Here is a 26,398-nt window from a genome sequence, read left to right as displayed (position 1 = left end):
GGATCAGTGCCTCTCAGGGGATGGTCGAAAGATGTCCAGGATGCTTTCGGTGATCAGATTCAGCAGCCGCACGTCCTCGCGCTTTGACCGCGACCGGAACCAGATCGGCACGTAGTTGATAGCTCCGTGCATGCAGTGCAAGGCCACCCGTGGGTCGCGGGGCCACAGCTGCCCCGAGGCCACGCCGGCCTCGACAACAGAGACGAAGACGTCGTCGTGCAACTTGCGCCAGTGCCGCTGCTCCTCGCGCATCGATGGCGGCCAATCTTGGTGCTGCAGGAACAGTCGTGCCATGTCGGGGTCGTCGAGCACGAGGATCTTCAACTGCTCTGCCACCAGGTCCCGCAATGCGTCGAGGGGCGTAGGCGCCGCGTCGGCGACCGCCGACAGGCGATCGATGGTCCGCTGTGCAACCGCCTCGAAGCAGGCACTGAGCAGAGCGTCCTTACTGTCGAAGTAGTGGTAGAGCGACGCCTTGGTCAGATCCACCTGTTCGGCGACCATCTCCAGCGAGGTGTGGTGGTAACCGTGCTCGGCGACTACCTTGGCGGCGACGCGCAAGATGGCGTCGATGCGCTGGTTTCGTTTGCGGCCCACCCGACTTAGCGGCTGATGCTCGTCGTTGCCGGCCGGGCCGCTCACGATTCCACCCCAGGCGCGGAGGCCGGTCCTTCGTGGGATGGATTTGTCAAATCTGTCGCGAATCTCACCGGATAAGCGTACCTTGGGCGCGACTCGCTGCTCCGGATGGCTCCGCGTTCCCGGAAGGGCGCACTGTCGAGCACGTCCACCGGACGAAGCACCATGGCTGCCGGTACGTCGGCACGGGCCGTGCGAGCCAGGATGTCCTCGGCTGGAAGCCTTGCGAAGAGGCTCTCCAAGCGGTGCCGCAGACGGTCGTAGTCCTTTTGGCGTGCGGCGAAGGTGGAGTCGCGTTCGTCGGTGAGGTCGAACTCGTCGCAGAACCGTTCCCAGAAGTGCTGCTCGTGGACGATGCCAAGCGCGATCCGCTGGCCGTTGGCGGTGTCGAAGACTCCGTAGTGCGGTGTGTGATTGAACAAGTCAACTTCTCCGGCCTCGTGCGGTAGAGCGACGGGGAAGGTCCAGGACGCCATCACGTCAGCCATGCTCACGTCAAGATGAGCGCCCTTGCCGGTCGTGGCGCGACCGACCAACGTGGCACTGATCGTCATGGCCGCCATCAGGCCGGAGGCGAGATCCGCATAGGGGAGCGGTGGAACGGCCGCGAAGGACGGTACGCCCTGCGCCAAGGTCCCGGCGTCGGCGTGATAGGTGAGGTCGTGGCCAGGTTTGTCGGCTCGCTCGCCGTCGTGCCCGTATCCCGAGATCGAGCAGTAGACCACCCCTGGATTGATCCTGGCCACCGCCTCGTAGCCCACCCCCAGGCGTTCGAGCACACCGGGTCGGAAGCCCTCCACGAGCACGTCACACTCGCGCGCCAGCCCTAGCACGCGGGCTCGTCCGGCGTCGGACTTCAGATCTACCTGTTCCACCCGCTTGCCGGCGTTGACCTCGCCGTAGAGGGAGGGAAAGGCGCGGGCGGGGTCTCCGCCGGGCGGCTCGATCCGGTGAACCTCGGCTCCGAGGTCGCAGAGCAGCCGAGTGGCGTACGGGCCGGGCAGCTGCAGGCTGAGGTCGAGCACCTTGACACCGGTCAGTACCGGTCGCGCCGCCTGCCACATCAGTACGACCTGGGCAGCTGCAGCACCTGCTGCGCCACGTGGTTGAGCACCATCTCGCGACTCACGGGGGCCGTCTTGTGCAGGCGCACGAACCCCCAGAGGTCCGCCAGGCCGAACTCCGTGGACAGGCCGTGGCCGCCGTGTACCTGGATCGCCCGGTCCAGAGCCTCCACCGCGGCGTCCGCGGCAGCGAGCTTCGCGCTGTTGGCGGCGACCCCCGCCTCACGAGGACTCGTCCCCGCATCCACCAGCCACGCAGCCTTCTGGGTCATCAGCCACGCCAGGTCCCGGTGGATCCAGGCCTCCGCGAGCGGGTGGGCCAGCCCCTGGTGGGCACCGATGGGTACGCCCCACACGACGCGCTCCTGCGCGTAGCGCGCCGCCTTGCCCAGCGCGTAGCGGCCCAGCCCGCAGGCGTGGGCGGCCGTCATGATCCGCTCCGGGTTGAGGCCGGCGAAGATGAGCCGCAGCCCCTCGCCCTCCTCGCCCAGCAGGCGGTCGGCGGGTACCCGCACGTTCTCGAAGCTGACCGTGAACTGATTCTCCGGGGCGTTGACCTGCATCGAGATCGGATGCCAGCTCAGCCCCGTGGCGTCGGTGGGCACCACGAAGAGGCTCAGGCGCCCGCGACCGGAGTCAGACCGCCCGGTTCGGGCCACGACCAGGATCTCGCGGCTCTCGTCCACCCCGGAGATGTAGTGCTTGGTGCCGTTGAGCACCCACTCCTCCCCATCACGACGAGCCTGGGTCGCGAGCTGGTGACTGTTGCTCCCGGCCTCGGGCTCGGTGATCGCGAAGGCCATCTTGGCCGATCCCGAGCACAGGTCGGGTAGCCATCGTTGCTTCTGCTCCGGGGTGCCGTAGGCAGAGATCACCGTGCCGCATATCGCGGGCGAAACGACGAGGAGCAACAGCGGACAGCCGTGGGCGGCCAGCTCCTCACCGACGACCGCCAGCTCGCTGATCCCGAGCCCTCCGCCGCCGTACTCCTCGGGCAGGCTCACCCCGACGAAACCGGCGTCTGCAACCTCCTTCCACAGCTCCTCGCTGTGGGAGCCCTCCGCGGCCGCGCGTTGGTAGTAGGCGTGGCCGTACTTCTCGGCGATCGCGTGCACCGAAGCACGGATGTCGCGGTGCAGCTCGGACTCGGCGAAGTCCATCACGATCCTCCTGAGGCGGCACCCGCGGACGGCGGGCGGAACGCGGGTCGTAGCGAGGTGGCGAGTTCTTCCGGGCTACGTGCCATGTAGGGCTCGCCGAGCTGGAGGTTCAGCGCGCCGATGTCGGTGGCGTGCAGCGCAGGGGAGAACGACAGCCGGGGCGTGAGGACGGCGTGCAGCCGGCCGCCGTCAGCGGCATCGGCCGTGGCGGGAAAGAAGGACATGTTGAAGCTGGAGACACCGGTCTCCCCCAGTGCACGCAGCAGCCGGGACATGACGGCGCAGAAGTCCCCCAGCGCTGCGTCGTCGAGGGTGTCCAGCACCTGGTGGTCGGAGAAGACGATGCGCACGTCCGACAGTGCTGAGAGCGAGACGAAGTCGGTGAGAACCGTCACGTGCTCGCTGTCGTGGACCCATCGTTCGCCCACGGCGCGCTCGGTCTCCACCAGGTCGTCGAAGAAGGGACGGCCCCAACGCTTGAGGTACTCCCGCTGCGCCCCGATCCTCGCCGTGACGTTGGTCCCCGGCTCGTCGGTGACGATCACCTGCAGATGCGGATGGATCTGCGTCGACGCCGCGGGCGGCATGTAGTTCCAGCTCAGCAGCGTGTAGGGCAGCGCATGCCCGGCTGCGCGAATGGCCGCCGCATAGTCCCGCGCCAGACTGATGGCGTCGACGAGAAGCTCGGGGGACCAGTCACCGATCGGCACGAAGTGCTCTGCGCAGATCACCGTGACGGCGCTGAACGCGTCGTAGGGAGAGAGGTTCGGCACCAGGGTCGCCTGCCCCCGACGCAGGCGGCCGGCGCCGAAGACGTCGGGAGGCAGCTGCGGGGTCACGACCTCCAGTCGGTCCGGACAGAATGGACAGATCTCACGCGTGGTGGCGGCGAGTGCCGCGAAGTCCTCCGGCTGAGGTGCGAATCCGACGAAGTGTGCGAGCCGGCCGGTGGTTCCCAGCAGCGGGTCACGCCGGATCTCGCTGGTGATCTGGGCAGGCGCCCAGTTCTGGGACGGGTCGAGGTACCGGGTCGTGCGTAACGATCGCTCGAAGGCGATCCCCGGGGCGCCAGGCCGATCATTGTCGCTCATGCTCATCGGCCCAGGATGTGTACCGCGGCCGCCGCGACATCGCCGCCCAGCCAACCACCGGCGTTCTCGGTGACCCCGATCCGGGCGCCCTCGACCTGACGCCCCCCGGCGCGGCCGCGGAGCTGGTCGGCGACCTCGACCACCTGCGCCACGCCAGTGGCGCCCACCGGGTGGCCCTTGCACACCAGTCCGCCGCTGGGGTTCGTCGGCAGGTCGCCACCGACGCTCAACCGCCCCTTGCGCACGGCGAAGACGCCCTCGCCCGGTGCGAGCAGGCCCAGCTCCTCCAGCGCGATCAGCTCTGCGGGCGCCGTGGCATCGTGCACCTCGGCCAGGTCCACGTCGTCGGGTGAGACATCGGCCTGGCTGAACGCCAATCGCGCCGCGTGCGTGACAGCCGGTTCGGCGTGCCGTCCTCGGCCAGAGACCAGGCTGGAGGCCAGCAGCCTCACGGGGGTGGCTGCAGGCGAGGGCTCGGTGGTGAGGACGACCGCGGCGGCGCCGTTGCCGATGGGTGAGCACATCGGGAGGGTGAGGGGGTCGTTGATCAGCCGGGCGTTGAGGACCTCCTCGACGGTCAGGGGAGCCGTGAACTGGGCCACGGGGTTGTGCGAGGCGTGGCGCCGGTTCTTCACCACCAGTGCGGCGAAGTCCTCTGGGCGGGCGTCGTGGTCCGTCAGGTAGTCCCGCGCCAGCTGCGCGTAGATGTCCATGAACAGTGAGCCGTCGCCCCGGATCTCGGGGGTCTCCTCCTCCAGCCGTTCCTGGTCCACGGCCGTAGCCAAGGCAGTCATCGGGCGCTGCTTGTCCTCGCTGGCCATCTTCTCCGCACCGACGACGAGCACGGTGCCGGCTCGTCCGGCGCGCAGTGCGGTGTCGGCCAGGTACAGCGCAGTTGAGCCGCTGGCGCAGGCGTTCTCGCAGTTGACGATAGGGGTTCCGCCGAGGTCCAGTCCGCGTAGCAGCACCTGGCCCCGAATCATCTCCTGCCCCGTCAGCAGGCCGCCGGCGGCGTTGCCGACGTAGACGGCGTCGATCTGGTCCAGACTGACGGCGGCATCGTCGAGCGCCGCACGGACGGCGTGCGCGACCTGGTCGGCGGACCGGGTACTGGGGGCGCGGTCGAAGGGGGAGATGCCCGTCCCCACGACGAAGGTGGCGCTCATCGACTGGCGCCCCAGCGTTCGATGATCGTGGCGTTCGCCTGGCCGCCACCTTCGCACATGGTCTGGAGTCCGTAGCGCCCGCCATGTTCCTCGAGAACCGACATCAGGCTGATCATCAGTCGGGCACCGGATCCACCGAGGGGGTGCCCCATGGCGATGGCGCCGCCGTGCAGGTTGACGTGCGCGTCGTACCACTCCTCGGAGATGTTCAGCTCGTCTCGCCAAGCCAGCACGACGCTCGCAAACGCCTCGTTGATCTCCACCGCGTCGAGGTCGTCCACATCCAGCCCGGCTCGGCCGAGGGCCTTGCGAGTGGCGGGGGCCGGTGCGGTGAGCATCATCACCGGGTCGTCACCGGCCAGCGCCATCGACACCAACCGCGCCCGTGGTGTCAGCCCGAGCTCCTGTGCCCGGTCCTCACGCATCAGCAGCAGCGCGGCAGCGCCGTCGGTGATCTGCGAGGAGTTCGCGGCGGTGATCACGCCATCCTCCCGGAAGACCGGCTTGAGAGAGGCGATCCGCTCTGGGTCGGGCTCTCGGATCCCCTCGTCGTGCTCCACCAGGGTCTCGCCCACCTTGACCGGGACGATTTCTCGGGCGAACACGCCCGCCTCCCGTGCTGCGATCGCCCGGCGGTGAGAACGCACTGCCACCGCGTCCAGGTCGGATCGGGAGAACCCCCACTTCTCCGCGATGCGCTCGGCCGACTCGCCCTGCGAGACCAGCGGATGGGCCGCGAGCAGCTGTTCGCTGTACGGCGACCCCTGGAAGGTCGCAGCGGAGCCGATAGGAATCCGGCTCATCGACTCCACGCCGCACGCGATGGCGACGTCGTAGCTGCCGGAGGCGATCCCTTGTGCGGCGAAGTGCAGTGCCTGCTGGCTTGAGCCGCACTGCCGGTCGACCGTGACCGCTGGTACCGAGATCGGGAGTCCGGCAGCCAACCACGCGTTGCGGGTGACGTTGAAGGACTGCTCGCCTACCTGTCCCACGCAGCCGCCGATCACGTCGTCGACGGTGGCTGCGTCGATCCCGGTGCGGTCGATGAGCTCGCTCAGCACATGCGCCAACAGGTCAACCGGGTGCACCCCGGCCAGCCCTCCTCCCCGCCGTCCCATCGGACTACGCACACCGTCGACGATCACGACCTCGTTCACAGCGCTGCTCCTTCGGCTCGCGGTATCGACGCGCGTGGTGGTGCCTCGCGCGAGAGGTGGCGGGAAGTCTACAATCATTCGACCAGCAAGTCGATATCCGTCTGATGGGATGGGAGCGTTCGGTGATCGAGGACACGATGGTGGTCCCCCCTCGACGGGCAGCGAGCGTGGTCGTCGTCCGTGACGGCCGTGACGGAGTCGAGGTGCTGCTGCTGCGCCGGACCTCCAAGGCGGCGTTCGCCCCGGACCGGTATGTCTTTCCCGGCGGCAGCATCGATCCCAGCGATCAGCACATCCCTGCGCTCGTGACCGGCGAGCATGTCGCGAGTGCCGTCGACGAGGTCACCGTCGCCGCGGTGCGCGAGACCTGCGAGGAGGCGCTGATTCTGCTCGCCGTTGACCGGAGTGGCGCCCCGGCAAGTGTCGAGCACGCCCGTGAGGTGCGTAGCGAGCTTGCGCGTGGGGCCTCACTCGCCGCGGCGTTCGAGCAGCGAGCGTTGCGTCTAGACGCGGCGTCGCTCGCCTACCACGACCGGTGGATCACGCCCGAAGGCGCCCCTCGCCGGTTTGACACCTTCTTCTACTACGCAGTCGCACCGGCGGGTCAGGTATCGGAGCACGACAGCGGCGAGGCGGTCGACTCGGTCTGGGTTCGGCCCGCTGACGTGCTGCACAGTGAAGAGTGGACGCCGCGCCTGCTGCCGCCGACCCGGTATCACCTGACTCTGTGCCAGCAGACCGACACGGCTGCGGTCCTTACGGCGGCACGCACGGGAGCAGTCCGGGAACCGACTCGTGCGCGACTGGTCTCCGACGGCGCCGGAGGCACCAACGTGATCGTCCGCCCGGGCGCCGCGCCGGTACCGCTGGGGTCGCTGCCGTGGCGAGTGCCTGACGCGGCTGACGGTCGATAGCGGGTAGTAGACAACGCGACCGGAGGGACGTAGCCTTCCCGCAAGTCGAACTTCAACTAAGTGTTCGAGAACGATGAGAGGAAGGCGCACATGCGCGAGGTCGCCATCGCCGGAGTCGGGTACACGGAGCTGTCCCGCAAGTCCGGCCGTACCGTTCTCTCCTTGGCTGCCGAGGCCGCCCGCAACGCAGTGGCTGACGCCGGCATGTCCAAGGACGAGGTGGACGGGGTCGCCAGCTTCTCGGTGCTCAACGACTCGGTGAGCTGTGAGGCGGTCGCGACGGCGCTGGCGCTGCCCGGTCTCCGCTACGTGCTGGACTTTCAGCAGGGAGGCCAGTCGCCGAGCATCATCACGTACCAGGCGGCCACCGCCGTGGCGACCGGTCAGGCCGAGGCCGTCCTGGTTTTCCGCGCCCTCAACGGACGCTCTGGCGTTCGCGTCGGCAGCGGCCGCTTTGCTGGTGGAGCCGCGCAGTTCCGCTACCCCATCGGTTACAACGCCTATCTGATGTACATCGCCATGTGGGCGCGTCGCTACATGCACGAGGTAGGTGCGACCGAGGCGGATCTAGCGGCGGTGGCCATCGCGCAGCGCGCCTACGCCGAGCTGAATGAGCGTGCGATCCTCCGCAAACCCCTCGACATGCAGAGCTACCTTGACAGCCCCTGGATCGCGGAACCCTTCCGTGCCGCCGACTGCACCACCGAGGTCGACGGAGCCTGCGCACTACTGGTAACCACGCTTGACCGCGCTCGCGACCTCGCGCAACCCCCGGTCCGTATCGCATCGGGTGCCTACGCCGCAGGACCTCGCCCAGGCCTCGACATCGGCGACCAGCTGTTGACCGAGGACTTCACCTACAACTACGGCTACCTCCTACGTGAGGACCTGTTCGGGCGCGCCGGCATCGGACCAGGCGACGTCGACGTCGCGGAGATCTACGACTGCTTCACCAGCACGGTGCTGATGACCATTGAGGGGCTCGGCCTCGTGGAGCGGGGTGAGGCTGGCAAGTTCATCCGGTCCGGTGCCACCGCCGTCGACGGGTCACTCCCCATGAACACCCATGGTGGCCTGCTTGCCGAAGGGTACCTGCACGGGATGAACACGGTCACCGAAGCCGTGCTGCAGGTGCAGGGTCGGTGCGGCGAGCGCCAGGCGCCCCGCCACGAGGTCGCCGTGGTCACTTCCGGCGCTCTCAACGACGGCTCGGCCTTGATCCTCACCGCCGACCGCTAGACCTTCTGACCGAAAATCTAGGAGCCGTTCATGTCGTTTCTCGCTACCCGTTACACCGAACTGGTCGGCATCGAGCACCCGATCATCCAGGAGGGCATGGGCCCGTTCAAGACCGTGGCCCTGGCAGCGGCCGTGAGCAACGCCGGGGGGATGGGCACCGTCAGCATGCCGGGCATGTCGCAGGAGCCGAGCGAAGGTGCGGCCATCATGCGCCGTCACATCGCCGAGTGCGCCGCCCGTACTGACAAGCCGTTCGCTGTCAACGTGCCGGTCGGCGCCGACGACACCGGCAAGGTGCTTCCGATCACGGAGGCGTACATCAACGCCGTCATCGAGGCACGCGAGGCGGACGACAAGGTCGGGCAGCAGCTCAAGGTACTCACCACCAGTGCCGGTTTCCCCGGGTCGTTCGCTGCACGGATCAAGGACGCCGGCCTGATCCACCAGCACAAGGTCGGTAGTACCCGTCAAGCGATCAAGGCCGAAGAGGCCGGCGCCGACGTCATCATCGCCTCGGGGTACGAGATGGGCGGTCACACGCACCAGTCACCCGTGCACACCTTCGTCCTCCTGCCGAACGTCACCGCGGCGGTATCGGTGCCCGTCCTGCTCTCGGGTGGAGCACGCGACGGACGGACCCTTGCCGCCGCACTGGCGCTCGGCGCATCGGGCGTCGCCATGGGCACACGGTTCATCGCCTCCACCGACAACACCGACTGGCACCCCTCGGTCGCACAGTTCGTCGTCGACGCACAGGAGGGTGACGACGTGGTGTTCCCGGGCGTCTACGGCCCTGCCCGGGGTCTACGCACTCCCGCTACGGACCGTCTCCTTGAGATCGTCCGCAACGGGGAGATGACGATCGATGAGCTGACCGAGTGGAAGGACCACGCTCTGCAGCTCGCGCAGTCCACCGGCGATCTCGAGAATGGCCTGGTCGCAGCCGGACAGGTCTCGAGCGGCATCCACGACGTGATCGACGTGGCCACCTTCGTTCCTCAGATGGCGCGGGAGGCCAGCGAAGTCCTGCAACAACTCGTGCAGGGCATGGCGACCGCCAGCGCCGCCACGGTCTGACGATTCCGTGGTAGCCGATTCTGCTGGCGCCTCTGGCGGAGGTCTGGTGCTTCTCGGCGGTGACCTCGACTTCGTCCAGGACGTGACCCGTCGGGCAGAGGCGGTCGGCTTCGACTCAGTCTGGACGACCGAGTTCTACGAGCGCACTGCCGTGGTCTCGTTGGCAGCGATGTCCATGGCGTCCTCGAGGGTGCAGCTGGGCAGTGCGATCGCGTACGCGGTCGGGCGATCGCCGCTCGTGCTGTCGGCCGAGGCGCGTGACCTCGATGAGCTCAGTCGTGGCCGCCTGATCCTCGGCCTGGGTACCGGCACGCGCACCATGCAGCGAGACTGGCACGGCAGTGATCCCACGGCTCCGGCCCGAAGGGTCGAGGAACTGGTGCCGCTGCTGCGCCGACTGTGGTCTATGGACGACACCGGCGTGTCGCACGACGGAGACTTCTACCACCTGGCCCTCAGACCTACCGCGGCGGTGCGCCCCCCGTTGCGGGTAGACATCCCTGTCTACCTTGCGGGGGTCAACGCCCGAATGGTGCGGGCCGCCGGATCCGTGGCCGACGGCCTGGTGGGTCACCCGATCTTCAGCCGTCGCTACGTGGACGACATCGTGCGACCGGCCCTCCAGGACGGCGCATCCCGCGCCGACCGGAACTGCTCGGTTCCCATCGCGGGGTACGTCATCTGCAGCGTCAACGAGAACCCGGATCTGGCCTTGCGGTGGGCGAAGGCGCAGATCGGCTTCTACGCCGTTGTCCGAACCTACCTCCCCGCCTTGGCCGTGCATGGTCTCGAGTCCATGGCGGCTGAGGTTCGCGCGGCGTGGTCGCGACGCGACGTCGACGCCATGGTTGCCGCCGTGCCCGACAAGGTCGTGGACCTCTTCGCGGTGGCCGGCACGCCGGACGAGGTAGGCGAGCAGCTGCAGGACCGGTTCGGGGGGCTGTACGAACAGACGTTGCTGTACTCGCCGAGCTTCGGGCTGGACTCTGCCCAGCTGCGGGCCAACGTCGACGCGATCATCGAGACTCTTGCACCAGGGGTGCCGGCGTGACGGCGGTCGGGCTGGCGGGCTGGGGGATGGCACAGTTCGGGAGTGGACAGGAGCGTCTCGACCTGCCGCTCGGCGTCCATCTTGCGACCCGGGCCGCCTTGGACCATGCGGGCCTGGAGCGCGCGGACGTCAGCGGAGTGGTGCTTGCCGGCTCTGACGCCCTGGACGGCCGCCTGATCTCATCGATGCACCTGGCGGGGCCCGCCGGTGGCTACCTCCGCGATGAGACAAAGGTGGTCGACGATCCCACCGTTGCCTTGGCGTCGGCTACGTGGCGCGTATCCGCAGGCGTCGACCGCGCGGTGCTCGTCGTCTCGTGGCACAGCCCCGGGGAGTCTGACCCCCTCAACGCCATCTCGCCCGACCCTGAGCCGGTGTTCTCCCGGCCCGTCGGAGCGCACCCGCTGGCGGCCGAGGCGCTCGCCGTCACTCGTTGGTTGCACGACCACGGCCTCACCGCCGACCGGTTCGACGCCCTGACGTCCTTCCTGTCGCGCGACACGGATCAGGACCGGGTCTGGTTCGCGCCGCTGCGGGTCTCGCACTTCGCCCCGGTCGACGGCGCCGCCGTAGCGGTGCTGGTGGCTTCCGACGGGCTTCGCGCAGAGATCAAGGCCGTCGACTTCGCCACCGACAGCGCGCTGCCAGTCGAGGCGAACCCGGACCCGGTGGGCAGGCTCCGCGAGCGGATCCTCGGACGTACAGGTGTCGACCCTGCGGACGCCCAGATCATCGAGACCACTGACCGAACGGTGTTCCGTCTGCTGATGGCCGCGCATGCTCTCGGGCTTGGGGATCCGGTCGACGTCGCGGAGGCCGTCATTGAAGGCAGCCTGCCGCGACTGCAGCCGTCGGGCGGCCTGTTCCGCCGCAACGCGGGTTATGCCGCTGGACTCGAGCGCATCGTGTGTGCCGCCGCCGCCATCGAGCGGGGGGTTCCCACCGCGCTCGCCCACTCCTCCTACGGCAGAGCCGGGCAGGGACAGTCCCTCACTCTGCTGGGTGCCTGCTCATGAGCGCAACCAGGGTCGGTGTCATCGGTGTCGGGATGACACCGATGCGCACCCGTCGACCCGACACAGACCTCTTCGGACTCATTCGCGACGCTGCGGTGGCCGCCCTCGACGACGCCGCGGTGAGCATGGCCGACGTGGACCTCGTCGTGCTCTCTCAAGCCCCAGACGCCTTGCACGGCTTCGGGCACCCTGAGCAGGAGATTGTCGACGTGCTCGCGGCTCGCGGCAAGCGCCTCGTGCGCGTGCACACCGGTGGGGCCACCGGCACCTCGGCGGCGCAGATGGCGTGGTGGGCGATCGCAGCCGGGGAGTCTCAATGCGCCCTGGTAGTCGGTGCCGACAAGATGGGGGACTCCCTCCAACCCGCTCAGCAGGCCCTCAACCTCATCTGGGATCCGGCCTACGAGTCCCTCCTGCCCCTCAACACGATCTCCATGACGGCGTTGCAGGCTCAGCGGTACTTGCGACACCACGGCATCGGCCTGCGCCGTGCGGAAGAGGTGTGGGCCCAGGTCGCTTCCAGGTTGCGGCACAACGGAGCGCTCAACCCCGCGGCGCACCTCCGCAAGCCCGTTACCCCGGAAGAGGTGCTCGCCAGCCCTCTGCTGTTTGCTCCGATCCGGAGGGACATGGCCTGTCCCCAGACATCAGGTGGGGTCGCGCTGGTGATGACCTCGGCCGAGCGTGCAGCCGTCATGGCCCGACCGACGGCCTGGATCGACGGGTTCGCGGCCCGGACTAACACATACTTCCTGGGCGACAAGATGGGCGCGGTCTCTGACAACGACCATGGGCTGTTCCCTGAGCTCGCCCTCGCGGCAGCCGCGGCCTACGCCCAGGCCGGGATCACCGACCCAGGGCGCGAGATCGACGTCGCAGAGCCCTACATTCCCTTCGCCACGATGGAGCCGATCGCTGTGGAGGCCCTTGGCCTGTCGGCGCCGGGCCGAGGCATCGCCGACGCCGAGCAGGGTCGGTTCGATCGTGACGGGAGGATCCCGGTCAACCCGTCGGGAGGCGTGCTCTGCGCGAACCCCATCAGTGTCAGCGCCCTGGCCCGGGTCGCCGAAGGGGCGCGCCAGGTCCGCGGCCGCGCTGGTGATCACCAGGTGGAGGGCTGCCGCACCGCTGTGGTGAGTGGGGCGGGTGGCTCGATCCAGTTCGTGGGCGTGGCCGTGCTCCGGGGTGGCGACTGATGACCCGGGTAGGACAGGTGCTCATCGACCGGGTCGGTCACGTCGTCCATGCGCGTCTGGACCGGCCCGACCGGCGCAACTGCATCGACATCGGCGTCATCGAGGGGCTCGAGCACGCTGTCGACATGGCACGCAGCGACGCCTCGCTGCTGGTGATTCGCGGGTCCGGCGGCCACTTCTGCGCCGGCGCTGACCTCGACCTCGTGCGAGGCCTGATCCACGACCGGCGGGAGCTCGAGGCCTACGTCACCCGGCTGAGCGACGTCCTGGACGCGATCGAGGCCGGTCCGTTCACCAGTCTCGCTGCTGTCGAAGGGTTCGCGCTGGCCGGCGGCTGCGAGATGCTCCTGGCTTGCGACGTGGTGCTCGCCTCGACGACCGCGCGGATCGGCGACCGCCACCTCGAGCACGCGCTGCTGCCCGGCGCCGGTGGCTCGGTGCGACTGGTCCGGGCCCTGCCCCGCGCGCGGGCGCGCTGGCTTCTCCAGAGCGGTGAGATGATCTCGGGCCAGCAGGCCGAGGCCTGGGGACTGGCCGCGCTGGCCGTGGCACCGGAGAGCTTCGACGCGGAGCTGGACCGCGTCGTCGACCGGCTCGCCTCACGTGACAGGTTCGCAGTCGCCGCGGTCCGCGAGATGGCCCGTGCCGCTGAGGAGTGGCCGCCGCAAGCCGCCTCTCACCATGAACGGCAGCTCTTCCTGGACCACATCACCACGAGCCCGAACGTCCGTGAGCACCTGGACGCCTTCGTGAAGAGGAGTTGACCATGGGCGACGTCACGGCCAGCCACGTCATGATCCCCGGTGCATGGCACCTCGACTTCCAGCACGCAGCGGGTCCGGCAGCCAGTCGGTTCCTCACCACGCTGCGCGACCGCGGCGTGCTGACGGCGTCACCGTGTCCACGGTGCAGTCGTGTCCGAGTGCCGCCCCGCGACTTCTGCGAAGAATGCTTCGTACGGACCTCCGACGACTGGTTGGACGTAGGCCCGCACGCTGTGGTCGAAGCAGCCACGATCGGGTACACGAGCTTCCCGGGCTATCCGGAGCCGCCTTATGCTCTCGTCTACGCACGGCCAGACCGTGCGGACACCGCCATCGGCAATTTTCTTCACGGCCTAGATCTGGCTGACTACCACGTCGCGCTGGAGCGGATGCACATCGGTGCCCGCGTCAGTGCCGTGTTCGCCGCCGAGCGCTCCGCGCTCGTCACCGACTTCCACTGGGTCCTGGACGACTGACTCGCTAAGGAGAAGCTCGTGCCCGCCATCGACAGCTCACCGTATGGGATCGATCTCGACGTCCCCTGGTGCTTCACCGACGACCACCGCTCGTGGCGCACGGTGCTGCGCAACTTCACGACGAACGTGCTCGCGCCGACCGTCGCACAGCGCACGGTCGACGCCGCGTTCGACGAATCCATCATCGACGGCTTGGGCGAACTCGGCGTCTTCGGGCTTCGCGTCAGCGAGGAGTACGGCGGGTCCGGCTCTGACATCACCTCGTTCTGCCTGGCCATCGAGGAGATCTCACGGGTCGACGGAGGCGTCGGTGCCAGCGCGCACGTCCAAGGCATTGCCTGCGCGCTGTTCGAGCGACTCGCCAACGACACGCAGAAGAAGGAGATCCTGCCGCTGGCCGCGCGTGGCGAGACGTTCATCTCCTTCGGCCTGACCGAGCCCAGCGGCGGTTCCGACGCCGGCAACATCCGCACCTCGGCAGTTCGGGACGGCGACGGGTGGCGTCTGTCCGGTTCCAAGGCCTTCATCACCAACTCAGGCACGCCGAGATCGAAGTATGTGATCCTCTTCGCCGCGACCGGGCACGGCCGACCCGGTCGGCCAGAGGTCTCAGCATTCCTCGTACCACTGGATGCACCCGGCGTGGAGGTCGGCCCGGCCTACGACAAGATCGGGTGGCGCACGTCCGACACTCATCCGCTCTACTTCGATGACGTACGCCTAGGGCCGGACGCCCTCCTGGGCGAGGTGGGCCGCGGGTACCGTGAGGCTCTTGGGTTCCTGACCTGGGCGCGCCTCCCGATCGCTTCGGCCTCGGTGGGCATAGCTCAGGGCTGCCTTGATGCGACCCTGGATTTCGTGCAGACACGCGAGTCGTTCAACAAGCGGCTCGGCGATCATCAGGCGGTCGGCTTCAAGGTCGCCCGGATGGCTGCAGCCACCGCCACGGCTCGAGCGATGACCTACGACGCCTGCTGGAAGATGGATCACGGCCACCCTTACGATCAAGAGGCCGCGATGTGCAAGCTGGTTGCGTCCGAGATCTGCAACAAGGTGGCATACGACGCGACCCAGTTGCACGGTGGAGCGGGGTTCATGCAGGAGACGGCGGTGACTCGGCTCTACGCAGACGCCCGGGTGATGACGATCGGCGAGGGCGCGTCGGAGGTGCAGCAGATGCTGATCGGTCGGAGCCTGGGTCTCAACGTGTAAGAGAACTGCACCGTGCACAGGGTCCGCAGCGAGAAGTCGCTGCGGACCCTGCGCCATGACCGGGCAGGTGTGCAGGTGCCCGACCGACCCTGATGGCGTCACACGCCTCGTGCCTCACGGGCGCGAGCTTGAGCCAGCTCGCACGTCTCCATAGCGCTGGCGTAGCTCACGCTTGAGCACCTTGCCGGCCGCGCTCACCGGCAGCTCGTCTACGAAGACAACCGCCTTGGGTGCCTTGAAGTGAGCGAGACGTTCACGCACGAACTCGATGAGCTCTGCCTCGTCGCACGTGGCCCCTGGCTTGCGGACGACAATTGCGCAGGGCACCTCCACCCAGTAGTCGTCTGCTACGCCGATCACAGCGCACTGCTCGACGCCGCTGTGCTGGTACATGATGTTCTCGACCTCGGTGGGGTACACGTTCAACCCGCCCGAGATGATCATATCCTTCTTGCGGTCGGTGATCGTGAGGAACCCGTCCTCATCGAAGTGGCCGACGTCGCCTGTGTGGAACCAACCGTCGATGATCGTCTCGCTGGTCTGTTCCGGCTGCCTCCAGTAACCGGAGGGCTGTTCGGCCAGCACGACCACCTCGCCGAGCTGTCCCGCGGGCAGGGGGGTCCCTTGGTCGTCGACGACGCGCACGACGTTGTTGCGTTGCGCCCGGCCACACGTTCCCGGCTTGCGAGAGTGCCACTCCGCGGTGAGCTGCGTGCACGTCATCGAGGTCCCGTTCCCCAGGAGCTCGGTGAGGCCGTACATCTGGTTGAGTACGTTACCGAGCGTTGCCTCCGCGCGCTTGGCGATCTCAACCGGAATCGGCGACGCTGCATACCACACCGCCTTGATGGGAGCCCTCTGCCACGTGCTGACCGCTTCGGGATGGTCCTCGAGATGCCGCAGCAGGCTGATGATGACGGTGGGCGCCAGAAGGCTGTAGGTGACCTCGTTCTCAGCGCACAGCTCGAGGAACTCCGCAGGGTTCCATCCTTCGGTGCACACGACGGTGCCACCTCGGGAGAGGAACGGCCACACGAACCCTATGGCCATGTGCGTGAAGGGTGTCACCGGCAGGTAGCGGTCCTGCTCGGATACTCCGGCCAGCTGGTTGACCAGTGTTGTCGCCGTGTGGAGTGAGAAATGACTGTGGGTGACCGGTACGCCCTTGGGCTTTCCGGTCGTGGCCGAGGTGTACATGAGCCGGTACAGAGTCTCTGGTGGGACGATCGTGTCGGGCTCTGCGTCGCTCGCGGCGTCGAGCAGCTCGTCGAAGTCCACCGCCCAGTCCGGGACGTCCTCACCCTCCTCCGGGATGCACAGCAGGTGCGTGCAGGTCGTCAGCTGGTCGCGGACGGACTCCAGGAGCATCGCCTGCCTCGGCCTGAAGATGACGGCACGCGACTCACTGTCGTTCAGGTGCCACGCCACTTCCTGGGGTGAAAGCCGGGTGTTGAGTGGGACCGTGGTGATGCCGAACTTGCCCTGACCACCCTCGCACTCCAGCCAACGATCAGAGTTGTGCTGCAGGATCGCCGAGTGATCACCGAGGCCGAGGCCCAACGTTCGAAGGGCGTTGCCCACGCGGTTGAACGATCGGTTCATCTCCGCATAGGTCTGGACCCGTCCATTGTGCACGAGCGCTGGCCGGTCGCTGAACTCCAGCAGTGCCGGACGGACGAACCTCTCGAAGAAAGACATTCCCGATCACTCCCTCACGCGTATAAAAGGCTATCTGGTGCTGCAACTTCCGTTGTCATCCATGACGAAGCACGGCGGATTCGGCACAGATGCATCTGACCCACGGTGCAGCCGGCATCGGCGTGTCATCAGCTCAGTCCAGACGCAAACGTCTCAGTACGCCGCTCGGATCCACGCGCTCGCGGAGCACCGTGAGCTCCTCATCTGTGGGCGCCGGTGTGAAGGGCACCTCGGCGCTGTTCGACGACGGCAAGTCGAACCCGGTGCGCTCCCGCACTTCATCGGCGGTGCGCCCGGGGTGCACCGACTTCAGGCGCAGGGTGTCGTCATCACCGAAGTCCAGGACAGCCAGGGGAGTTACGACGAGCTGTGGCCCGTCCGAGTGCGGGTCGCAGAACTCGCGCCGTGCCGCTGTGCGTCCTGGTGCGCTGACATAGTCGGCTTCCTCGACGAGGATCCGCCGGTCGTGGCGCTGCAAGAAGATCATCGTCCGGCTGAAGTAGGCGGCGAAGACCAGCCCGACGGTGCCCGGACCCCGTACCTGCAACGTGGGGTAGTCACGCCCGATGCCGACCATGTTCACGTTTCCGCGACGGTCAACCTGCATGCCGCCGAAGATCCCCACGGTTGGCGCCTTGCGCCAACCGCCGAGCTCAAAGTCAACGATGTCTTCGAGGCGGAACGCGTGTTCCGCACTGTCCAGCGTCACCGGGTCAGCGGTCGACTTCACCAGTCCTGCCGTCGAGTTGATCGCACCGCCGCCACCGCTGAGCCAGTTGAGGTCCGGGGCGTGCATCAGGCGGGCGAGCTGGAAGGCTGCCATCGGAATCTGCGAGTTTGCCCCGCAGGCACCCCACTCCCCGTTCCGCAAGCCCCGCGCCAGTGTGACCGCCATCAGCTCACCGGTGGTGAACGTCTCAGTCATGCCGTGTCCCCTCCGGGGTGGACGTGGGGTCGACGCGAAGGGTGCCGAGGAGACGCTTGACCCCTACCCGTTCCAAGTAGTCGTGGTGGTCGCGTGGCCCCCGTACGTACGTGGCCATCCAGTCGTCGGGGGAGCGCATGTACTCCTCCAAGGTCAGCTCGTCGCGTCCGTAGTGACCTGCCGACGACGTCGGGTGTGCGGCAAAGGGGAGCGCGACGACGGCGGAGACCATGAAGCTCGGTACGGTGACCTCCTTGTGCCGGCCAGCCGCGGCGTAGCCGTCAGGAACGATTTCGTCTGTGACCACGATCGCGGTCCTCGATGCCCGGAGGATCAGGTCGTCCTGGTAGACGGGCCCGTCCAGAAAGACGTTGCCGAAGCGGTCGCAGCGGGGTGCGTGCACGATGCCGACGTCGGGGCGCATGGCCGGGATCGCGACGTGCTCCCGGCCGGAGTACGGATCCACCACCGTGCGGAACAGGTCCGCCGACAGGGCACGGGTACTGGTCGCTTCGTGGCCGCGTGGCAGCGGCATGAAGGGGAGATTCGCAGCGGCTGCCTTGAGCCCGTAGATGGTGAAGGGTTCGTCGACGTCGTGCACGACGATCTCGCCCTTCTCCGCGGCGGCGCGGAACGCCGGCGCCAGACCGAGATCCTCCATGCCCACATATGCCGTGTAGACCTCCGCGACGGCCCCGGCAGCGACGAGGACCTCGACGGGGAGCCCGGCCGACACGTTCGGCAGCAACCGCAGGTTGCGTCGTCCGGCACGGGCGAGTTCACGAATGATGGGCATGGGTGCCGCGTGCGCGTGGATGCCACCGATGGCGACGAGGTCGCCGTCGGACACGAGTGCTGCGGCGGTCGGTACGTCGATCAGCTTGCTGCGTCTGCCCATGGCGTCTCCTCGCTGCTCTGAGCGGTCTCGAACCGTCTACGCACTTCAGTGGCCACGTCCACGACCCGGGCCATCTGGTCCTCGAGGTCGGTCCCCGCGATCCGGCAGATCACGTCGGTGACGCCGGCCTTGACGAATTCCGTGATCTCGTCAGCACATTGCTCGACGCCTCCGGCCACGCAGTACCTGCGCATCGGCTGCGGGTCCATGGCGTACACCTCTCCGATGAAGGTGCTCGCCTCGCGCCACGCACGGTCGGCGTCGTCGTCCACCCGGATGTAGACGTGCAGGCCGGGTGTCAGCTCCTCCGGTTCACGGCCAACCTCTCTGGCCATGGCAAGGAGCCTCGACCACCGTTCGGCATAGCGCGCTGGTGTCACGAAGGCGCCAAGCCAGCCGTCGCCGTACCGAGCGGTGCGCGCCAGGGCGCCATCGGCTCGTCCACCGTGCCACAGCGGGATGCGGGTCTGCACCGGAGGTGGCAGGAGGCCGTGCGGGTTGTCAGCGCGCCACATCTCGCGGAGCGTGCCCATCAGCTCGGTGGTCCGCCGGCCGCGGTCTCTCATCGGCACGCCTGCCAGCTCGAACTCTGCGGGGTTCTCTCCCCCCACACCGAGAGCCAGGAGGACCCGTCCCTCGCTGAGTGCATCGATGGTGGCAACGGACTTGGCGACCCATGCTGGATGTCGGAGGACGCCGAGCAGCACCCCCGAGGCGATGGACACGCGCCGGGTGACGGCCGCCGTGGCCGCCATCATCGACAGGCACTCGTACAGCGGCACGTGAAAACTCAGGTGGTCTCCGAACCACACTGATGAGTAGCCCAGCTCCTCGGCCAGCACGGCGGAGTCGACCACGTCGCGCGCCGTGCGAAGCGGCGACCCAAAGTTGTTGAGCCCCACGCCGAAGCGCAGCGGATGCGTCACGCGGGCACTCCTTCCGTTCACGACCAGGGGGTTGACGTTCGACCGGATGGTTGAGACTCTAGCGGGCAGCAGGCCGGCCGCGCCAGAGCGGGCAGAAGAACTTCGACGATCGAGGCACCAGGGTCAAGGAGCTACCAGTGACAGCAACGCAGGCGGGACCGTCCCGCACGTCCTCAGTGCTCGTCGAGCGGATCGACCTCACTGCGGGACCAGGTGTGATGGCCCTCGTCACCCTCAACCGGCCCGACGAGATGAACCCGCTCGACTGGGACACCGTGAAGCACCTCAGCGCCGTCTTCGACGAGCTCGGACACGATGAGGCGGTGCGCGTCGTCGCGGTCACGGGCGCCGGCCGCGCATTCAGCGCGGGGGGCGACATGAAGAAGTACCAGCAGCTGCAGCGTGACGCCCAAGGCTTCCCCGAGTTCCTCGCTGACATTCACGAGACATTCTCTGCAGTCAGCCAGTACCCCAAACCGTACATTGCCTTGGTCAACGGCATCGCAGTGGCCGGGGGCATCGAGCTGGTGCTGTCCTGCGATCTGGCGATCGCCTCGGCCTCGGCGCGCATCGGCGACGCCCACCTACCGTTCGGCCAGATGGGCGGCGGGGGTGTCCTCACCCTGCTGCCTCGGGCGGTCGGCCCCGCGCGGGCGCGGGAGCTGATCTTCACAGGCCGGATGCTCAAGCCCCAGGAGGCGTTGGAGTGGGGTCTGGTGTCGCAGGTCGTCGAGGATGACGACCTCGTGCCGGCTGGCGTTCGCTTCGCCGAGCAAGTGGCGGCGAAGTCGCCGCTGGCCGTGCGAAACGCCAAGCAGGTGCTCAACTCCGGATTCTGGGAGGGCACGGGCGTGCCCAGCGGCATGCGGCTGGAGCGGGAGGTCACCGCTCGTTACTGCCTGACCAGCTCCGACGCCCCCGAGGGGCTGGACGCGTTCTCATCCAAGCGCACGCCCCGGTTCACGGGACGCTGAGCTCACTCGATCATCCAGGAGGATCCGTGTCGACCCCGGTCGTCTCTGTCGAACCGCCCGCTCCCCAGATTGACCCTGACAGCGCCGGGTACTGGCGCGGTCTCGCCGAACACGAGGTGCGGCTGCCCCGGTGCAGCCAGTGCGGGAAGGTGCGTTTCCCTCCCCTTGACGCCTGCCCCTACTGCGGGGAGCCGGGCGGGGAGGAGACGGTGCTGTCCGGGGTAGGAACGGTCTACTCCTTCATCGTCCTCCACCGCACGTTCCATCCCGCTTTCGAGGCCGACCTGCCCTTCGCGATCGCGGTCGTCGACCTGGAGGAGGGGCCCCGGGTCGCCGCCCGCATCGAGGCCCCGCCGGAGTCCGTCAGCATCGGTATGCGAGTCGGGGCAAGGTACGTCGACCATGAGTCGTGGACAGAGCTGCGCTTCGCGCCGCAGGACAGCTAGAACCGAGGAGACGCACCATGTCGACCCACACCAATCACGAGGTCACCTCCGACTGGGCCGCCGTGATCCACAAGTTCGGCCGCGACAAGGTGATGCCCCGCAACGGTGACCTCGACGCCCACCCGCAGGACATGGACCTCATCAGGTCGTTGTTGCTGGAGGTCGGCAGGATTGGACTGTACGGAACGGTGATCTCCCCGGAGTACGGCGGCACCGGGCCGAGCAGTGTGGCCCTGCACGAAGCGGTCGACGCCCTCGCCTACCACAACGCCGGTCTCGCCATGTCCACCATGCCGACCTACCTGACGGCCCGGGCGCTGATGTCCTTCGGCACCGACGAGCAGAAGTCTCGGTGGCTGCCCGGGATCGCGGCCGGGGAGACCATCACGTCGTGGGCCGTCACCGAACCGGACACTGGTTCCGACGTCGCCAATATCACCACCAAGGCGGTCCGCGATGGCGACGGTTGGCGGATCAACGGGACCAAGATGTTCATCACCAACGCCACCATCGCTGACGCGGTGCTCCTGCTGTGTCGCACCGGGGGACCTGGCATCAAGGAGACGCTGACGACATTCGTGATCCCGATGGACGCGCCAGGCATCAGCGTCACTGGCGTGCTGGAAAAGATGGGACTGCGGTCGTCCCCGACCTGCGAGCTGGTCTTCGACGACGTCCGGGTCGAGGACACCGACCGGTTGGGGGAGGTCGGCGAGGGCTGGCAGGTGGCGATGGACGTGCTCGACTACGAGCGGCTCGCTATTCCTGCCATGACTGCCGGCATGGCACAGCGTGCGCTGGAGCTCTCCCAGGCCTACGCCCTCCAACGGACCGCGTTCGGTGGTCCGATCGCCGACCTGGCTCCTGTCGCTGAGATGCTGGCCGACATGGCGGCCGCGCTGCTGGAGTGTCGGCTCCTGTACCGGCACGCTGCCGCGCTGTCAGACGCGGGCAGGCCATCGGTCGCCGAAGGCTCGATCAGCAAGCTCGTCGCCGGCCGGTTGGCCAACGAGGTGACCAGCCATGCCGTCCAGATCCACGGCGGTTATGGGTACTGTCGCGAGTATGAGGTCGAACGTCTCTACCGCGACGCCCGCCTGTTCATGATCGGCGGGGGCACCAGCCAGGTACAGCGCAAGATCATCGCTCAACAGCTGCGCCGGTCCCCCCGGTGGGGAGTGTCCGCCGGCATGTGGGGGTGACACCTCCTCCTGTGGGCAGTGAAGCGGCTGCGGCGGCGCAGGTGGTGCGTCGTCGTGGAGGACTGGTGCGCCGAGTTGCTGGAGCTCGACGCGTCCTTGGCGGTGCGGATCTGGTTCCTCGTGACAGGGCCTTCAACCGTCAGCCGCCGGTCAGCGCGCTGACGGGCCGTGACAAGCGGGTAGGGCTGGGGGACGTGCGTCGGTGGCGGCACGGGAATGACCATGGGGGTCGAGGGTGAGAGCCTTCCGCGCTGCCCGACACCGCAACAGGAGGAGGCTCGTCCGTGTCGAACAGGTTCGAGGGCAAGGTCGCGATCGTCACCGGCGCGAGCAGGGGCATCGGCCTCGCGATCGTGGAGCGCCTGATCGCCGAGGGCGCGAAGGCCGTGATCACCGCACGGAGGCAGCAGCCGTTGGACGAAGCCGTGGAGGCGCTCGGTGGCCCGGACGTCGCCCTCGCCGTCGCCGGGAAGGCGGACGACACCGACCACCAGGGTGAGACGATCCAGCGCACCCTGGACACGTTCGGCAGACTCGACCTGCTGGTCAACAACACGGGGATCAACCCGGTCTACGGGCCGCTGGTGGAGCTCGATCTCGGCGCCGCACGCAAGATCGTGGAGGTGAACTGCCTCGCCGCGCTGTCGTGGGTGCAGCAGGCCCACAAGGCCTGGATGGGGCAGCACGGCGGCTCCATCGTCAACGTGGGCTCGGTCGCGGGCCTGCAGCCGGCGGCCGGGATCGGCTTCTACGCCGCCAGCAAGGCGATGCTCAACCACCTCACCCGAGGACTCGCGTTGGAGCTTGGACCCGGCATCCGGGTCAACGCGGTCGCACCGGCGGTCGTGAAGACCAGGTTCGCCACCGTCCTCTACGAGGGCAAGGAGGAGGCGGTCGCATCGGTCTATCCGCTGAGGCGGCTTGGCGTGCCCGAGGACGTCGGCAGCGTCGTCGCCTTCCTCCTGTCCGACGACGCGGCGTGGATGACCGGGCAGATCGTGACCGTCGACGGCGGCGTCACCCTCATCGGCGGGATCTGAGGTGGGCATCCAGGGCGCAGGTGTCGTCGTCACGGCCGTGCTCGGAGCTGTCGGGTGAGCGGGCCGTGCGACATCGATGCCGTCGTCTTCGACTACGGCGGCGTGCTGACCACTCCGGTGAGCCACTCCATCGCCAGCTGGCTGGCCAGAGAGGAGATCGACCCCGCCTCGTTCTCCGGCGCGCTCAGGGCCTGGCTGTCTCGTAGCGCTCCAGAAGGTACGCCGATCCACCGGCTCGAGACCGGCGAGATCGGCGTGGAGGAGTTCGACCGGTTGCTGGCCGCGCAGCTGGTGCGCTACGACGGTCGTCCCGTCGACCCGGTGGGGGTGCTCGGCCGACTCTTCGCCGACCTTCGTCCTGACGAGGAGGTCTACCGGCTCGTCGACGAGCTCCGGGACGCCGGCATCCGGGTCGCGATGCTGTCGAACAGCTGGGGCAGCACCTACCCGCGACCCCGGATCGACGAGCTGTTCGACCCGCTGGTGATCTCCTCCGAGGTGGGGTTGCGCAAGCCGCACGCCGCGATCTTCCGGCTGACCGTCGAGCGTCTACGCCTGCCGCCCGAGCGGGTTCTGATGCTCGACGACGCTGAGCCCAACGTCGAAGGGGCACGGGCGGCCGGGCTGCAGGCGCTGCTCCACACCGACGCAGCCAGCACGCGCGCGCGGCTTGCCCGACTGCTGCCGGGCCTTTCGCCGACCTCGCCGGCCCGGCCGGCCCGACCCGCAACCGACCTGTCCGTGCGACGACCTCAGATCTGAGACACCGTGACCAGCCAGGACCAGCCGCCCCCACCGCGGCCGCACGTCGTGCGGGTGCCGAGGTGTCGGATGGGACTGCTGTGGCGAAGGAGGAGGGCAGCATGAAGGTCTTCAACGGGATCGACGAGCTCGAGAAGGCAGTTGGCACGCACCTCGGGTACAGCGACTGGCACACGATCACCCAGGAGCAGATCGACCGGTTCGCCGACGCCACGGGGGACCATCAGTGGATCCACGTGGATCCCGACCGAGCGGCGCAGGGACCGTTCGGCGCCACGATCGCGCACGGGTACCTGACCCTGTCGATGGTGCCGAAGCTCATCTCGGAGATCTACACCGTCGAGGGCCTGACGATGAGCGTGAACTACGGCTGCAACAAGGTCCGGTTTCCCTCGCCGGTGCCGGTGGGCTCCCGCGTCCGCGCAGGGGCCGAGCTGCTGTCCCTCGTGCCCGGCCCTGCCGGCGTCCACTCGACCGTCCGGGTGACCATCGAGCGCGAGGGCTCCGGCAAGCCGGCCTGCGCCGCGGAGATCGTCGCCGTCCTGGTGCCCTGACATGCTGACGGCGCGACAGCAGCTGCCCGGGTCTCACCTCGACCGCCGTATGCCCTCTCGCCCCCAGCGTCGCGGTCAAGTTCGCCGGCGTCCGAAGGGCATGCGGCACTGCCACGCCCGGCAGCTGACGGCGCGGGTTTGGACGCCGTCGAGCGGTTGACCGCAGCAGGCATCAACTCATTCAAGGAGCACTGAGATGGACTTCGCCTTCGACTCCCGGACCGAGGAGCTGCGTGACGAGCTGCTCTCGTTCATGGACGAGCACATATACCCCAACGAGCGGGTGTTCTACGACCAGCTCGAGCAGCTCGACGACCGGTGGGCGTGGACCCAGACGCCGGTCCTGCAGAAGATTCGCACCGAGGCGAGAAAGCGCGGGCTGTGGAACCTCTTCCTTCCCGGTGAGCACGGTGCCGGCCTCACCAACCTCCAGTACGCACCGTTGGCCGAGATCATGGGGCGCAGCGGTGCCCTCGCTCCGGCGGCCTTCAACTGCGCTGCCCCCGACACCGGCAACATGGAGGTTCTCACCATGTTCGCTGACGACGACCAGAAGAAGACCTGGCTCGAACCGCTGCGTCAGGGCGAGATCCGTTCCGCCTTCGCGATGACCGAGCCCGATGTGGCCTCCTCCGACGCCACCAACATCAGCACGAGCATCGTCCGGGACGGTGACGACTACGTCATCAACGGTCGAAAGTGGTGGATCACCGGCGCGATGAACCCTGACTGCCAGATATTCATCGTCATGGGGAAGACTGATCCCACCGCCGAGCGTCACCGGCAGCAGTCCATGGTTCTGGTGCCAAGGGACACCCCCGGCTTGATTGTGAAGCGTGGCATGGAGGTCTTTGGCTACGACGACCACGACCACGGCGGACACGCCGAGCTCGAGCTCAACGATGTCCGCGTTCCGGCATCGAACCTGATCGGTGAGGAGGGGGCTGGGTTCGCGATGGCGCAGGCCCGGCTAGGCCCGGGCCGGATCCACCACTGCATGCGTGCCATCGGCGTCGCCGAGCGCGCCATCGAGCTGATGTGCCGCCGTGCGGTCGACCGGCACGCATTCGGTATGGCCCTGGCGGAGCAGGGTGTCATCCGGGAGTGGATCGCGGAGTCCCGGGTCAAGGTGGAGCAGCTGCGCCTGCTGGTGCTCAAGACCGCCTGGTTGATGGACACTGTCGGCAACAAGGGGGCGCACACCGAGATCCAGGCGATCAAGATCGCCACCCCGAGCACCGTCGGCTGGATCCTGGACAAGGCCATCCAGCTCCATGGCGCCGCCGGCCTGTCCCAGGACTTCCCGCTCGCCAAGTCGTTCGCGAGCGTCCGCACGCTGCGATTCGCCGACGGCCCGGACGAGGTCCACATCAGGTCGCTGGCCACCCGGGAGATCAAGCGGCAGCTCGCGCAATGAAGCACCGCGACGCGGACGCCACCGGGGGGCACGGCCCTCACCGAGCACCGGTTGAGAAGTCACGGTCACGCTGGCGGAGGATGGGGGATTCGAACCCCCGAGGGCTTGCGCCCAACACGCTTTCCAAGCGTGCGCCCTAGGCCACTAGGCGAATCCTCCGCCGGACAGGGTAGCGGAGCCGCCGGCCCCACCCGTCCCGAGCGGCTGCCGGACCACGGCGGGTACAGTGGCGGGCAGACCCCTCGTGCGGCGTCATCCTGCTGAACTCCCCCAGGGCCGGAAGGCAGCAAGGGCAGGCGGGCTCTGGCGGGTGCGCGGGGGGTCCTCTGCTGTC

General features: G+C 68.0%; 26 protein-coding genes, 1 tRNA gene, 1 other RNA gene and 1 pseudogene. 18 read left to right on the top strand and 11 right to left on the bottom strand.

Going from position 1 to position 26,398, the window contains the following annotated elements; translation table 11 throughout:
• Nucleotides 1-3 precede the first annotated feature (3 nt).
• The 6 genes from ACFP6A_RS02385 to ACFP6A_RS02360 are packed head-to-tail and all read right to left on the bottom strand — an operon-like array spanning nt 4 to nt 6,277.
• Nucleotides 4-642, bottom strand: coding sequence for a TetR/AcrR family transcriptional regulator (locus tag ACFP6A_RS02385; protein ID WP_379601248.1), 639 nt, complete (start codon nt 640-642; stop codon nt 4-6).
• Entirely contained in the window at nt 639-1,703 is a 1,065-nt protein-coding gene (locus tag ACFP6A_RS02380; RefSeq protein WP_379601246.1) for a CaiB/BaiF CoA transferase family protein, read from the bottom strand. The genes ACFP6A_RS02385 and ACFP6A_RS02380 overlap by 4 nt, the downstream gene beginning before the upstream one ends.
• Nucleotides 1,703-2,863, bottom strand: a complete 1,161-nt coding sequence (locus ACFP6A_RS02375) for an acyl-CoA dehydrogenase family protein (RefSeq protein ID WP_379601244.1) — start codon at nt 2,861-2,863, stop codon at nt 1,703-1,705. Before ACFP6A_RS02375 ends, ACFP6A_RS02380 begins: the two co-directional genes overlap by 1 nt.
• Nucleotides 2,863-3,960, bottom strand: coding sequence for a hypothetical protein (locus ACFP6A_RS02370; RefSeq protein ID WP_379601243.1), 1,098 nt, complete (start codon nt 3,958-3,960; stop codon nt 2,863-2,865). Before ACFP6A_RS02370 ends, ACFP6A_RS02375 begins: the two co-directional genes overlap by 1 nt.
• A complete protein-coding gene (locus ACFP6A_RS02365; protein WP_379601242.1) occupies nt 3,957-5,120 on the bottom strand; it encodes a thiolase family protein in 1,164 nt (387 codons plus the stop codon). Before ACFP6A_RS02365 ends, ACFP6A_RS02370 begins: the two co-directional genes overlap by 4 nt.
• The gene (locus tag ACFP6A_RS02360; protein ID WP_379601241.1) at nt 5,117-6,277 is read right to left on the bottom strand and encodes a thiolase family protein; all 1,161 of its coding nucleotides are present in this window, start codon (nt 6,275-6,277) and stop codon (nt 5,117-5,119) included. The genes ACFP6A_RS02365 and ACFP6A_RS02360 overlap by 4 nt, the downstream gene beginning before the upstream one ends.
• Before the next feature lie 122 nt (nt 6,278-6,399).
• Here ACFP6A_RS02360 and ACFP6A_RS02355 point away from each other — a divergent pair, with 122 nt between their 5' ends.
• The 10 genes and pseudogenes from ACFP6A_RS02355 to ACFP6A_RS02310 all read left to right on the top strand — a co-directional run bounded on the left by ACFP6A_RS02355 (nt 6,400) and on the right by ACFP6A_RS02310 (nt 15,222).
• Nucleotides 6,400-7,191 carry an NUDIX domain-containing protein gene (locus ACFP6A_RS02355; protein WP_379601240.1) on the top strand — a complete coding sequence of 264 codons (792 nt, stop codon included), beginning with the start codon at nt 6,400-6,402 and terminating at the stop codon, nt 7,189-7,191.
• A 90-nt stretch (nt 7,192-7,281) separates the two neighbouring features.
• Nucleotides 7,282-8,430 (top strand): hypothetical protein, encoded by a 1,149-nt coding sequence (locus ACFP6A_RS02350; RefSeq protein ID WP_379601239.1) that lies wholly within the window; start codon nt 7,282-7,284, stop codon nt 8,428-8,430.
• A 30-nt stretch (nt 8,431-8,460) separates the two neighbouring features.
• Nucleotides 8,461-9,507 (top strand): NAD(P)H-dependent flavin oxidoreductase, encoded by a 1,047-nt coding sequence (locus ACFP6A_RS02345; protein WP_379601238.1) that lies wholly within the window; start codon nt 8,461-8,463, stop codon nt 9,505-9,507.
• Nucleotides 9,508-9,553: 46 nt separating this feature from the next.
• Nucleotides 9,554-10,558, top strand: a complete 1,005-nt coding sequence (locus ACFP6A_RS02340; protein WP_379601236.1) for an LLM class flavin-dependent oxidoreductase — start codon at nt 9,554-9,556, stop codon at nt 10,556-10,558.
• Nucleotides 10,555-11,574, top strand: coding sequence for a hypothetical protein (locus tag ACFP6A_RS02335; protein ID WP_379601235.1), 1,020 nt, complete (start codon nt 10,555-10,557; stop codon nt 11,572-11,574). Before ACFP6A_RS02340 ends, ACFP6A_RS02335 begins: the two co-directional genes overlap by 4 nt.
• Entirely contained in the window at nt 11,571-12,770 is a 1,200-nt protein-coding gene (locus tag ACFP6A_RS02330; protein WP_379601233.1) for a thiolase family protein, read from the top strand. Before ACFP6A_RS02335 ends, ACFP6A_RS02330 begins: the two co-directional genes overlap by 4 nt.
• Nucleotides 12,770-13,534: an enoyl-CoA hydratase/isomerase family protein gene (locus ACFP6A_RS02325; RefSeq protein WP_379601231.1), complete on the top strand. Its 765-nt coding sequence runs from the start codon at nt 12,770-12,772 to the stop codon at nt 13,532-13,534. The genes ACFP6A_RS02330 and ACFP6A_RS02325 overlap by 1 nt, the downstream gene beginning before the upstream one ends.
• A gap of 2 nt (nt 13,535-13,536) precedes the next feature.
• Nucleotides 13,537-13,719: pseudogene (locus tag ACFP6A_RS02320) on the top strand (zinc ribbon domain-containing protein); the annotation flags it as partial.
• 48 nt (nt 13,720-13,767) lie between these two features.
• Nucleotides 13,768-14,010 (top strand): hypothetical protein, encoded by a 243-nt coding sequence (locus tag ACFP6A_RS02315; RefSeq protein ID WP_379601467.1) that lies wholly within the window; start codon nt 13,768-13,770, stop codon nt 14,008-14,010.
• An 18-nt stretch (nt 14,011-14,028) separates the two neighbouring features.
• Nucleotides 14,029-15,222, top strand: coding sequence for an acyl-CoA dehydrogenase family protein (locus tag ACFP6A_RS02310; RefSeq protein ID WP_379601229.1), 1,194 nt, complete (start codon nt 14,029-14,031; stop codon nt 15,220-15,222).
• A 114-nt stretch (nt 15,223-15,336) separates the two neighbouring features.
• On the opposite strand, the gene ACFP6A_RS02305 is transcribed toward ACFP6A_RS02310, so the two are convergent.
• From ACFP6A_RS02305 to ACFP6A_RS02290, 4 genes are all read right to left on the bottom strand, one after another.
• Nucleotides 15,337-16,920, bottom strand: coding sequence for a class I adenylate-forming enzyme family protein (locus ACFP6A_RS02305; protein WP_379601228.1), 1,584 nt, complete (start codon nt 16,918-16,920; stop codon nt 15,337-15,339).
• Nucleotides 16,921-17,053: 133 nt separating this feature from the next.
• Nucleotides 17,054-17,845, bottom strand: a complete 792-nt coding sequence (locus ACFP6A_RS02300) for a 3-oxoadipate--succinyl-CoA transferase subunit B (RefSeq protein WP_379601227.1) — start codon at nt 17,843-17,845, stop codon at nt 17,054-17,056.
• Complete coding sequence (locus tag ACFP6A_RS02295) at nt 17,838-18,743, bottom strand: CoA transferase subunit A (RefSeq protein ID WP_379601226.1); 906 nt, start codon at nt 18,741-18,743, stop codon at nt 17,838-17,840. Before ACFP6A_RS02295 ends, ACFP6A_RS02300 begins: the two co-directional genes overlap by 8 nt.
• Nucleotides 18,722-19,669, bottom strand: coding sequence for an LLM class flavin-dependent oxidoreductase (locus tag ACFP6A_RS02290; RefSeq protein WP_379601225.1), 948 nt, complete (start codon nt 19,667-19,669; stop codon nt 18,722-18,724). The genes ACFP6A_RS02295 and ACFP6A_RS02290 overlap by 22 nt, the downstream gene beginning before the upstream one ends.
• A 176-nt stretch (nt 19,670-19,845) precedes the next feature.
• Between ACFP6A_RS02290 and ACFP6A_RS02285 the strand changes: the two genes are divergently transcribed.
• The 7 genes from ACFP6A_RS02285 (at nt 19,846) to ACFP6A_RS02255 (ending at nt 26,064) form a co-directional block, all read left to right on the top strand.
• Nucleotides 19,846-20,643, top strand: a complete 798-nt coding sequence (locus tag ACFP6A_RS02285) for an enoyl-CoA hydratase/isomerase family protein (RefSeq protein WP_379601224.1) — start codon at nt 19,846-19,848, stop codon at nt 20,641-20,643.
• A gap of 26 nt (nt 20,644-20,669) precedes the next feature.
• Entirely contained in the window at nt 20,670-21,089 is a 420-nt protein-coding gene (locus ACFP6A_RS02280) for a Zn-ribbon domain-containing OB-fold protein (RefSeq protein WP_379601223.1), read from the top strand.
• Nucleotides 21,090-21,106: 17 nt separating this feature from the next.
• A complete protein-coding gene (locus ACFP6A_RS02275) occupies nt 21,107-22,291 on the top strand; it encodes an acyl-CoA dehydrogenase family protein (RefSeq protein ID WP_379601221.1) in 1,185 nt (394 codons plus the stop codon).
• Between the two features lie 284 nt (nt 22,292-22,575).
• Nucleotides 22,576-23,331 (top strand): SDR family oxidoreductase, encoded by a 756-nt coding sequence (locus ACFP6A_RS02270; protein ID WP_379601220.1) that lies wholly within the window; start codon nt 22,576-22,578, stop codon nt 23,329-23,331.
• A 54-nt stretch (nt 23,332-23,385) separates the two neighbouring features.
• Complete coding sequence (locus ACFP6A_RS02265; RefSeq protein WP_379601219.1) at nt 23,386-24,093, top strand: HAD family hydrolase; 708 nt, start codon at nt 23,386-23,388, stop codon at nt 24,091-24,093.
• 101 nt (nt 24,094-24,194) lie between these two features.
• The gene (locus ACFP6A_RS02260; RefSeq protein WP_379601218.1) at nt 24,195-24,647 is read left to right on the top strand and encodes a MaoC family dehydratase; all 453 of its coding nucleotides are present in this window, start codon (nt 24,195-24,197) and stop codon (nt 24,645-24,647) included.
• A 196-nt stretch (nt 24,648-24,843) separates the two neighbouring features.
• Nucleotides 24,844-26,064, top strand: a complete 1,221-nt coding sequence (locus tag ACFP6A_RS02255; RefSeq protein WP_379601216.1) for an acyl-CoA dehydrogenase family protein — start codon at nt 24,844-24,846, stop codon at nt 26,062-26,064.
• Nucleotides 26,065-26,135: 71 nt separating this feature from the next.
• On the opposite strand, the gene ACFP6A_RS02250 is transcribed toward ACFP6A_RS02255, so the two are convergent.
• A tRNA-Ser gene (locus ACFP6A_RS02250) sits at nt 26,136-26,223 on the bottom strand.
• A 74-nt stretch (nt 26,224-26,297) separates the two neighbouring features.
• Here ACFP6A_RS02250 and ffs point away from each other — a divergent pair.
• Nucleotides 26,298-26,394: signal recognition particle sRNA small type (gene ffs / locus ACFP6A_RS02245), an RNA gene on the top strand.
• Nucleotides 26,395-26,398: the final 4 nt, after the last annotated feature.

This window comes from Quadrisphaera sp. GCM10027208 (assembly GCF_042658805.1).
In the GTDB taxonomy this organism is placed as follows: domain Bacteria; phylum Actinomycetota; class Actinomycetes; order Actinomycetales; family SCSIO-59966; genus SCSIO-59966.
Note: the sequence above shows the minus strand (reverse complement) of the source record. Positions and strands in the feature narration are given on the sequence as shown.